The sequence below is a fragment of the Flavobacterium nitrogenifigens genome, assembly GCF_003254565.1.
In the GTDB taxonomy this organism is placed as follows: domain Bacteria; phylum Bacteroidota; class Bacteroidia; order Flavobacteriales; family Flavobacteriaceae; genus Flavobacterium; species Flavobacterium nitrogenifigens.
In genome coordinates, this window is record NZ_QJRI01000143.1 from 1 (window position 1) to 9,282 (window position 9,282).

9 protein-coding genes are annotated in these 9,282 nt (G+C 31.6%); 7 read left to right on the forward strand and 2 right to left on the reverse strand.

The annotated features are described in order from the left end of the window. Positions 1–339: 339 nt before the first annotated feature. A complete protein-coding gene (locus DM397_RS00775; RefSeq protein WP_111375740.1) occupies positions 340–981 on the reverse strand; it encodes a response regulator transcription factor in 642 nt (213 codons plus the stop codon). Between the two features lie 10 nt (positions 982–991). After that, on the reverse strand, positions 992–3,181 hold the full coding sequence (locus DM397_RS00780; RefSeq protein ID WP_111375741.1) for a tetratricopeptide repeat-containing sensor histidine kinase: 2,190 nt from the start codon (positions 3,179–3,181) through the stop codon (positions 992–994). A 295-nt stretch (positions 3,182–3,476) separates the two neighbouring features. Between DM397_RS00780 and DM397_RS00785 the strand changes: the two genes are divergently transcribed. From DM397_RS00785 to DM397_RS00825, 7 genes are all read left to right on the forward strand, one after another. Then, positions 3,477–3,914, forward strand: coding sequence for a PepSY-like domain-containing protein (locus tag DM397_RS00785; RefSeq protein ID WP_111375742.1), 438 nt, complete (start codon positions 3,477–3,479; stop codon positions 3,912–3,914). Between the two features lie 658 nt (positions 3,915–4,572). Further along, positions 4,573–5,409, forward strand: a complete 837-nt coding sequence (locus DM397_RS00795; RefSeq protein ID WP_111375743.1) for a helix-turn-helix domain-containing protein — start codon at positions 4,573–4,575, stop codon at positions 5,407–5,409. A gap of 86 nt (positions 5,410–5,495) precedes the next feature. Further along, the gene (locus tag DM397_RS00800; RefSeq protein WP_111375744.1) at positions 5,496–6,038 is read left to right on the forward strand and encodes a YbhB/YbcL family Raf kinase inhibitor-like protein; all 543 of its coding nucleotides are present in this window, start codon (positions 5,496–5,498) and stop codon (positions 6,036–6,038) included. Between the two features lie 613 nt (positions 6,039–6,651). Beyond that, entirely contained in the window at positions 6,652–7,389 is a 738-nt protein-coding gene (locus DM397_RS00810) for an SDR family NAD(P)-dependent oxidoreductase (RefSeq protein ID WP_111375745.1), read from the forward strand. Positions 7,390–7,631: 242 nt separating this feature from the next. Continuing rightward, a complete protein-coding gene (locus DM397_RS24125; protein ID WP_317048795.1) occupies positions 7,632–7,697 on the forward strand; it encodes a hypothetical protein in 66 nt (21 codons plus the stop codon). Between the two features lie 138 nt (positions 7,698–7,835). Continuing rightward, the gene (locus tag DM397_RS00820; protein WP_111375746.1) at positions 7,836–8,843 is read left to right on the forward strand and encodes a GntR family transcriptional regulator; all 1,008 of its coding nucleotides are present in this window, start codon (positions 7,836–7,838) and stop codon (positions 8,841–8,843) included. A 1-nt stretch (position 8,844) separates the two neighbouring features. Next, positions 8,845–9,282, forward strand: a 438-nt coding sequence (locus tag DM397_RS00825; protein WP_262510669.1) for an FGGY family carbohydrate kinase, incomplete at its 3' end; no start/stop codon positions are given.

Here is a 9,282-nt window from a genome sequence, read left to right on the forward strand (position 1 = left end):
ATTGTGGGAGAGTATGTCGTCGCCTTTCTTTTAAGAATCCTCATCATTAATTGATGGGGATTTTTTTTTGTTTTAAATTGAAGAATGAATTTAGGCGAAAAGCAAAAAAATCAAGCGAAAATCACTATTTCTAGTGATGCGAAAGAAAAAGTATAACACTAGTTTTGTATCAAATTGTTATGTAAACGAGGTGTATCAAACTATATTTTTGGAGAATTAAATTGATATTATCATACAATTTTGATTTGATTAAAATCAGATTCTTATTATTTGCTCGAGTAATTAGTACAAGCATTGGGGAGCTTTACTATTTTATTCGAGCATTTGTTATATTGATCGTCAGTCTACTAATCCATTTTCTACTGCATATTTTACTAAACCTGCTGTGTTTTTAGCATTTAATTTTGATAGGAGATTGCGACGATGTGTATTTACTGTATTTAGACTTATAAAAGTTTTTTCTGCGATTTCAGCAGTATTATATTCTTGAGCGATCAGTATTAGAATTTCTTTTTCTCTTGAACTTAATTCAGTAAGATTAGAAATTTGTTTTTCAATTTTTGTGCTATTAATGAAATGTTTTTCTTGTAGTTCTTCTGCAAAATAATTCTCCCCCGAAGCAATTGTGTTAATTGCTTTTAAAAGATCTTCCTTTTCTGCATTTTTTAATAAATAGCCATTTACGCCAATTCTAATTAATCTCGAAATAATCATTACATTGCTGTGCGTGCTCACAATTAGAATCTTGATGTTTGGATGGTTTTTCTTCAAAATTTTACTTAATTGAATTCCGTCCATTTCAGGCATGGTTATGTCTAGAATAATAAAATCGACATCTGTATTTTTAACGATTTTGAGCGCCTCAATTCCATTAATAGCTTTGCCAACAATAGTGATATTTTGTTCTTGTTCCAGTAGAGAGATAATTCCTTGAAGAAACATAGTGTGATCGTCGGCGATAAGTAGTTTAATTTTATTCATTCAATAAATATTAGTTGCTTTTCAATTCGTCAAGCTGATTTTTCAAGTCTATTCCTTTTATTTTTGTTTTAGATTTCGACTTTGAGATTGGAATTTCTATGTTAAAAATAGTCCCTCGCTTTAGTTTAGAATCAATTGCAAATGTGCCATTTAGTTTAATAATTCGGTTTTCCATATTGATGAATCCGATTCCTCTTGAAATATTTTCGATTTCAAAACCAATTCCATTATCTTCAAACAATAGGTTTAAAGTATTTTCGATATAATTTAATTGAATTTCTATTTCTGATGCTTTAGCATGTTTAATTGTATTTGTTAAAAGTTCTTGTATTACTTTAAAAATTTCAATCTGAATATCCTCGTGTAATTCATTAATCTCTTTTTTAGGGTATGGAATATAAGAGATTTTAATTTTACTTGCTTCACTGATATTATTCAGATAAGATTCTAACACTTCAAGAAATTTATTTTGGCTGAATTTTTTTGGAAGTAAAGTGTGTGATAAATTTCGTACCTGCTGATAGGTTTCATCCAATTGATTACTAATGTTTTGAATATTAGAAAAATTAGAAGAACTTAAGTGATTTATTTGCAATTTTATAGCCGCTAAATTGCCTCCAATGCTATCGTGGAGTTCTTGAGAAATACGCTGTCTTTCTTTGTCTTGACCGCTAATTGAAGCTTTGATTAGCTCTAATTCCTGTTCTTTAAGAATACTATTAATTTTTTGCGAACTAATTTCAGTTTGCTTAATATTTAGTAAATGCTGTACTTTGAACCGTTTGTGAAACTGAAATAAAAGCGCAATTATTGGTATTAATAGAATAAGAAAAGCACTAATAGCATATAATTTTATTTTTTTCTGTTGATTAATTTCTAAAGCTTTTAATTGCTGATCCTTTTTCAGAAGTGATATTTCATTTCGTTTTTTGCTAGATGAGTTTTGAAACGCAAGGATAGTATTTTCATTGTTTTTATTCAATATTTCTTCCTTGAGAAGCATGTTTTTGATGGCTTCTTCCTGACTTGCTAAAGTGAGTTTTTTAGCTTCGTTTTGGAATTTTAAAGATTTAATTTCCTTTTGCTTTTGAGCAGTTTTGTATTTGATTTCCAGTTCATTGATTTCTTTAATTCTTTCCAGTTTTGAAATCGAATCTTTTAAGTGAGTTGATTTTTCAAAAAACAGATACGCATTTTTATAATCTTCTTGTTTGATAGCAATTTTTCGTAATTCGTCATAGATATCTATTTGATTTTGAAGTAATCCGAAATCTGCTGATTTTTGAAGTGCTTCAGAGAAAATCAATTTTGCTTCATCATATTTTTTTTGAGCAATATAACAGTCGCCTATAGTGACTCTTGAAATAATTGCCAATTGATTTAGCTCGTTTTCGTCAGCAATAACACGAGCTTCTTGAAACATTTTTAAGGCTTCCTGATATTTATTCTGCAGTTGATAATTTTCGCCTAAACCAAGTAAAATAATAGTTTTTCCTTGAAAGTTATTAGATTTTTCACAAAGAGCTTTTCCTTTTTTATAATAGATAACTGCATTGTCATAATCTTTTAGCCTCGAATAAAGGTCACCAATATTGATATAGCTTCCTAAAATTATTTCGGGATCATCTTTATATTCTAAACACTGCTTGAACAGTCTCAATGCATTCTGATAGTCGCCTAGCTCTGTATATGTTTGTGCTAAACCGTGTGTATGTGTGTAGAAAAGATTTTTATCGTTGTATTTTTGAGATGTTTCAATGCCTTTAAGATGCCATTTTTTACTTTCGTGAAACAATCCTCTTTTATTGTAATTTATTGCTAGCAGATTGAATCCCAATGAAAAAAGTCGGCTTTTTAAAGAGTCGTTAGCAGTTGTATTATATTTAAAAGCCTGATTTGTATAATAAATGGAAGAATCAATTATAGCTCTTTTATTGAAGTAGTATGCCAAAAGAAGATTGGTGCTTGCAGTTGATCGATTGTCTATTTTAGATTTTAAAAGCAAATGGGCTTTTTTATACGCTCTTTTTTCTTCTCCCTTATTGTATAGAGTATAAAGATCTTGAATTTTAGGATCCGGCTTGCTAATTGCAGATTTTTTGGAGGCAAAAGAATTCTTTTTATTTTCAATCTGTGCCTGTAGACTGAACGATAAAAAGATAAATATGATTAAATAAAACCTTTTCGACCAGACTGCCATACGTTTTTGGTTTGTACTCTAAATAGAATTTGGATAAATTTTAAAGTTGTAAACTTGGGCTTTATTGAATAGTTCCTTGTTGGTAAGTAAAAGTACTACAAATCAGTTTAAAATAGTTGTTGAAAAAACAAATTTTTTAGATGAAGTTGTGAAATTAGAAATGAGTAAAGTGATTTTTAAATTCTTTGAAAATGAATTGATTACGATTCGTTAAAAAACTAAATGTTTCTTAAAATGATTTGAATCTAAATTTTCTTACAGTAAATTGGTGAGGCTATATTTAAATGAAGGAATCATGAAAAAGAGAATATTTTTAGCCATAGGGTTGTTAATACTTACGATCTCGGCCAGCGGACAAAAGAAAATAGAAGTTACAGAGTTGCCAAAACCAGCACAAGATTTTTTAAACAAGCATTTTAGTTATACCACTGTCGAACTTGCTAAAAAAGATGCAGAACATGGAGAAAAGGGCTTTGAAGTTAAACTCAAAGATGGAACAGAAGTAGAATTCTGGAAAGATGGCTCGTACCGAGAAGTTGATGGTGGAGATAATCCGATTCCGACCGCTTTTATTCCGGAAAATATAAAAGCTTATGTAGCCAAGAATCATCCAAACGAAAAAATAACGCATATCGATTATGGACACAAAGATCTAGACGTAGATTTAACAAATAAAATTGATTTGGAGTTTACGAAAGATGGCCAAATTTTAAAAGACAAAAAGGATAATTAATGTATTAATCGATTTTTAGTGTCCTGATTTATATTTCAAACTTAAAATAAATCAATGTATTTAATTTGTAACCAATTTTTTAAAATATAAACGTGAATGTAAATAGTTTATATTTTCTATTATTTGTTTTATAGAAGAAAATAAACATGTAATGATTTACGATATCACCGAGAGACTTAATCTGGTAACATCTTCTATATTATGAACTTTAAAAGATCATAATATAGAAGTTGAAGAAGAATTAATTATCAACTTGAATTCGGTTGCCTATGAAGATGGTGTAAAAGCAAGCAACGCTTTATTTGATTTAAAGCCGATTCCAGACGGATTGTTTGCGCCAGGAGATGTTTGGCTGTAAACGCTGTTCAAACTGATAAAAAAACGTGGGATCAAAGTACCCGAAGAATTTAAAGTAATTGATTTTAATAATGACCCAATTTCACAGATTATCGCCTAAATTTATAGACTGATTTGCATCTGGCTAAAAAAATGGGAAAAGCAGCGGCTGAAATCATTATCAAGAATTTGAAATCGTCTAGAAATGACGATGCCAAAGAAATCACTTTTTTAAATACAGCAGTACTAGCAACAGAGTTTACTCAGAAATAAAATTTTAAATAATAAGGCTTATCATTTGTTCGATAAGCAATCAGTTTTTATGAAAATAATTACACTTCCAGACGAAATGAATTTAGAAAAATCACAACACGCACATGTTGTCGATTACAATAGCTCTAAAGACGTTTCGAAACAGCAGATAATTTTAAATCAGAACATAATCAGTTTTTTGATTGAAGGAACCAAAGAAGTTATTTTTGATACCACAGAATTACGTATAACGGCTTCAAAGTTTCTCATAATGCGTTCTGGAAATTGTCTTATGACAGAAAAAAGAATTGCAGAAACTTCAGGTTATAGAAGTATTCTTTTGTTTTTTTCTAATGAAATGGTTTATAATTTCATTAGAAAAATGGAGTCAGAAAAATCAGAAGTAATCGAATCAAAATCGGTTTATGCTTTTGATTATGATGATTTCCTGAAACGTTTTGTAGATAGTTTAATTGATATTTCTAAACTTTCAAAAGCCGTTCAGACCAGACTCCTGGAAGTTAAGTTTGAAGAAATAATGCTTTATTTAACGGCTCAATATGGAAACAATTTTCTGTATTCGCTAACTACGAAAAGTGACGATGCTTCTCAAAAATTCATCCGAACAATTGAAAACAGCCATTTAAGTAAATTGACACTGAAAGAATTAGCTTTTTTGTGCAACATGAGTGTTTCAACTTTTAAAAGAGAGTTTGAAAAATACTATTCAGAATCGCCTATAAAATGGTTTCAAAACAAAAGACTCGAACATGCACATTATTTGTTGAGTCAGGAAAAGAGCCCTTCTGAAGTGTATTTTGAAGCTGGTTATGAAAACCTTTCCAGTTTTAGCCAAGCCTATAAAACCAAATATGGCGTTACGCCCAAACATCACAAAACGATTTGAGCTTTTAGCAACAGTTTTTGGCTTTTTAGCTAAAATTATTCATTCATTCTAAATTTAACTTTGCTTAAAATTTTAAAACAGACAGAATGAAAAAGCTAAGTTTAATTTTGGCGATGTCAGCCATTTTTTCAACATCGATTTTTGCGCAAAAAACATTTACCTTAACTAGTAAAGATTTAGGTGGAGAAACAACTAAAACTCAGGAATTCAACGGATTTGGTTGTTCAGGAGAAAACCAGTCTCCGCAGTTATCTTGGAAAAACGCTCCAGAAGGGACCAAAAGTTTTGCTGTCACCATGTACGATCCAGATGCGCCTACAGGAAGCGGATTTTGGCATTGGGTTGTAGTTGATATTCCGGCAAACGTAAATGAATTGGTAACTAATGCAGGAACTAAAAACCTTGTTCCAAAAGGAGCAATTCAAAGTGTAACTGATTATGGGATCAAGGGATTTGGAGGTCCGTGTCCGCCTGTTGGTCACGGTTATCATCAATATATTATTACTGTTTATGCATTAAAAACAGACAAACTGGGAACAGACGAAAACACCAATCCAGCTGTTGTAGGATTTAATCTTTGGAACCAGACATTGGCAAAAGCAAGTATAGTTGCCTATTATAAGCGATAAAAAAATAGGATTTAAATCCGAAATGCAACCCCGTCAAAGCAGGATAGTTTTTATAATTATCCTGCTTTTATTTGTTATATAAATTATTTTTTTTGAAAAAAAGACAGCTATTGTTTTCTTAATTAACACCTCTATATTTTTTTGAAACTGCTTGCACTTGTTGTTTTATTTTGGATAATATATTTTTTGAATTAAATTTTTATAAAATATTTTTATTTATAAATCAAATATTGATTCGTTCAGAGTGAGATTGTAAAGAAAAAAATAGAGTCCATGAGTTCATTAAAATTTGTTTTTCTGTTTTTTTGATTTCCTTTTAAGCATTAGCACAAAAGAATTATAAACTGTGGCTTCAGTATAATACAGTTGCCAATTCTGCAATAGCTTCAGAATAGAAAAACAATATCAAAGGAATTGTTGTTTTAGGAGATTTGGAAACCATAGAAATTGCTGAAAAGAACTTAAAACTGGTTTTTCGGATATGTTGGGAAACTAAAAACTGCTGATCTAAAAGATTCTGAAGTCATTAATTGGCGGAAAAGTAAATCAGTGCTTTTGCGATAGCGAATACATGTCATGTGCATCCCCAAAACAAATATAATATAACGAAATTATGAGTAAAAAGACGGCAATTGTAACCGGAGGAAATTCGGGATTAGGTTTTGCAACGGCAAAAAAACTTTGTGATAATGGAATTACAACCTATATCATCGGAAGATCAAAAGAAAAAACAGAAGATGCTTGTGCGGAAATTGGAGAAAATGCTATTCCGGTAATTTTCGATTTAAATGATTTGAAAGGAATTCCAAAGATGATCGAAAGTATCACAAAAGAAAATTCAATTGATATTTTGGTAAACAACGCAGGAATTAATATGAAAAAAGAAATTCCGGATGTAACGGATGAAGATTTTCTTTCTATAATTCACACCAATTTGCTAAGTGTTTTTGCGGTAAGCCGAGAAGTTATAAAAAACATGAAAGCAAACGGAGGCGGAAGTATTGTTAATATCAGTTCGATGGCATCGCAATATGGAATTCCAAAAGTAATTGCATACTCATCGAGTAAAGGCGCTATCGAAGCGATGACACGTGCAATGGCAGTTGAATTGGCTCAGTTTGGTATTCGTGCAAATTGTATTGCTCCAGGATTTATTAAAACTAAAATGTCTTCGGCAGCACTTGATAACGATCCAGAAAGAAAAAACAAAGTTTTGGGAAGAACACCAATGGGCTATTTAGGTGAACCGTCAGATATTGCAGATGCCGTTTATTATTTCGCTTTAAGCGAATCCAAATATACTACAGGCACAGTATTACCAGTTGATGGCGGAAATAGCATTGGGTTTTAATTTAAAGTTTCTAAGAGGCTGAAAGCCTCAAAGGTTTTTGAAGCCGCAGATTAAAAAGATTAAAATCGGCTCAATCTGCAAAATCAGCGGGAAGCAAAAGTAGAACTTTGCTGTATAATTAGGATGCTTTTACTTATTATGATGTTTTTTCTTTTTAAACAGGCCCAAATGCAGAAAAGGACGGATAAAAATTAGCAATTCATCCTGATGATCCGCCGTTTTCGATTTTAGGTCTTCCAAGAATTGTTTCAATAGAAACCGATTTGAAAGCTATTTTTGATGCCGTTCCTTTAACTGCCAACAGATAGCCCGACCCGTCTTTTCGAAGGGGCACGCCCAAATTATTGAAATATAGAATTATAAAAACTTAACATAATTAATGCAAAAAACAATTTTTTGTAAAAGAATTTTATCTATTTTAGCATAACAGAACGGAACAGAACGGTATGCTAAAAGAAGAAGAAAAATTTGAATTTATAATAAATCACGAAAGTGATATTCCGAAGTATCAGCAGTTGGTTGACGGGATTACCAATGCCATTGCAGAGAATATTTTGCAGAAGGGAGATTTGTTGCCTTCTGTTAATGTAATCTGCAAGACCTATCAGCTTTCGAGAGATACGGTTTTTAAAGCGTATTCAATTTTGAAAGACCAAAAAGTAATTGATTCTGTGCCGAATAAAGGCTATTATGTAGCTGGCGAAACGAGAAAAGTGCTTTTGGTTTTGGATACATTTAAGGCTTATAAAGAGGTTTTGTATCATTCGTTTGTGAACAATCTGCCAGATAACGTGATTACAGATGTGCAATTTCATCATTATAATATTGATGTTTTTAAAACGATCATCAATAACGGAATCGGGAAGTATTATAAATATGTGGTAATGAACTTTGATCACAAGGATATTGTTCCAGCATTATCGGCAATTTCAAAAGATAAACTGCTTTTGATTGACTGGAATATTCAGGCCGATAAAACGAATAATTATGTGTTTCAGGATTTTGGAAAAGCATTTTATGAGTCTTTGACAGAGGCTGTTGATTTGTTTAAAAAGTATAAAAAGATACAGTTTGTATACCCAGATTTTACAAATCACCCTTGGGAAACGGTTGAGTTTTTTAAGAAATTCTGTGCCGATTTTGGTTTTGAATATGAAGTAATTACAGATCCAAAGAAGTTCGATATCGAAAAAGGAATTGCTTATATCAGTGTAAGCGACAGGATTTTAGGGCACTTTTTAGAACAATGCAAAGAGAAAGATTTTGAACCGGGGAAAGATGTTGGATTTTTATCCTACAATGAGACTCCAATGAAGAAATTTATATATAAAGGAATTTCAGTTGTTTCGACTGATTTTAACGAAATGGGAACCAAAGCAGCGGCATTTATTACACATGATGAAGAAACAAGGTGTTATGTGCCGACAAAATTAATAATAAGAGAATCATTATAGTATGTATTATATCGGTTATGATATTGGAAGTTCTTCTGTCAAGGCAGCTTTGGTAGAAGCAGAAACAGGCAAAAAAATCATTGTTCTGAATGAGCCTCAAAATGAAATGGAAATCCTTTCTATTCACCCCGACTGGGCAGAGCAGGATCCTGAAATCTGGTGGAAGCACATTTGTACGGCAACAAAAAGAGCGATTAAAGAAGCGAATATTGATGCATCTAAAATTCAGGGAATTGGTATTTCGTACCAAATGCACGGATTGGTAATTGTCGACAAAGAAGGCGCTCCGTTGCGAAATTCAATTATTTGGTGTGACAGCCGTGCCGTTGAAATTGGAAATAAGGCTTTCGCCGAAATTGGAGAAGAGAAATGTATGTCGCATTTATTGAATTCGCCAGGGAATTTTACGGCTTCAAAACTAAAATGGGTTAAAGAAAAT

What these genes read in the sequence shown, in the direction of transcription:
- DM397_RS00775 (WP_111375740.1), bottom strand. Translation starts at nt 981, where the DNA reads ATGAATAAAATTAAACTACTTATCGCCGACGATCACACTATGTTTCTT.
- DM397_RS00780 (WP_111375741.1), bottom strand. Translation starts at nt 3,181, where the DNA reads ATGGCAGTCTGGTCGAAAAGGTTTTATTTAATCATATTTATCTTTTTA.
- DM397_RS00785 (WP_111375742.1), top strand. Translation starts at nt 3,477, where the DNA reads ATGAAAAAGAGAATATTTTTAGCCATAGGGTTGTTAATACTTACGATC.
- DM397_RS00795 (WP_111375743.1), top strand. Translation starts at nt 4,573, where the DNA reads ATGAAAATAATTACACTTCCAGACGAAATGAATTTAGAAAAATCACAA.
- DM397_RS00800 (WP_111375744.1), top strand. Translation starts at nt 5,496, where the DNA reads ATGAAAAAGCTAAGTTTAATTTTGGCGATGTCAGCCATTTTTTCAACA.
- DM397_RS00810 (WP_111375745.1), top strand. Translation starts at nt 6,652, where the DNA reads ATGAGTAAAAAGACGGCAATTGTAACCGGAGGAAATTCGGGATTAGGT.
- DM397_RS00820 (WP_111375746.1), top strand. Translation starts at nt 7,836, where the DNA reads ATGCTAAAAGAAGAAGAAAAATTTGAATTTATAATAAATCACGAAAGT.